Origin of the sequence: Bartonella jaculi, from assembly GCF_039543045.1 — a bacterium.
Taxonomy (GTDB): domain Bacteria; phylum Pseudomonadota; class Alphaproteobacteria; order Rhizobiales; family Rhizobiaceae; genus Bartonella; species Bartonella jaculi.
This window is the reverse complement of sequence record NZ_BAABIZ010000170.1, coordinates 1-762: the sequence shown is the minus strand read 5'-3', so window position 1 is coordinate 762 and position 762 is coordinate 1. Positions and strand designations below refer to the sequence as shown.

The 762-nt window shown below is 37.1% G+C and carries 1 protein-coding gene; it reads left to right on the top strand.

The genetic code is table 11. The features are described 5' to 3' along the window. Positions 1–146: 146 nt before the first annotated feature. On the top strand, positions 147–762 hold a 616-nt coding region (locus ABD915_RS10010; protein WP_345117823.1), incomplete at its 3' end, for a YdaU family protein.

Sequence of the window (762 nt, the reverse complement as noted above, 5' to 3'; positions counted from 1 at the left end):
ACAATTAAGAAAGCAACGACAGGAAAAGGAAACGCCTCAAAAGTAAAAATGATACAGGCAATGCATGCAAAAGGGCATGCGCCTGAAGATGACAACGAAGCAGATGCTTTGGCAATTTTATATTTAAAGAAAGAAGGGGGGGGCGCATGTCTAATGCAATGCCATGGATAAGATTCCATTTGTATGACTGGATAAGTGGTACAGATGGAATGACATTGGAGCAAAGGGGCGCTTATATGACGCTTCTCGTTCGCATGTACGATAAAAAAGCACCAATTAAAGAAGATTTTGAAACGCTTGCACGTGCTTGCAATTGCTCGCAGAAAAAATTTGCAACTATTGTCGAATACTTAATGAGGAATGATAAACTTGTTAAGACAGATAATGGATTGTGGAATACGCGCGTTGAAGAAGAGCTGAACGATTTTGCTGATAAAAAAGATTACATATCGCAAGTTCGTAGTGAGGCTGGTAAAAAAGGTGCAAAAGCAAAAAATAATACAAAACAACATGTTAATAATTTTGCTGAAGCAAATGACAAGCAAAACGTTTTTTTTGCTGAAGCAAACGCTAAGCAAAATCAAGCTATAAAGAACCAGAATAAGAATATATATAAAAAAACTAAAACTATCGTTTTAGCAAAAAAAGAAATTGGTTCTGAAAATTTAGAAACAAACGAACAGGTTCAAGAGCCAACAGAGGTTGATGCTGCTGAGAACCAATCAGAGCAAATCGAAACGAGTGCAGATAACCAACCACCCA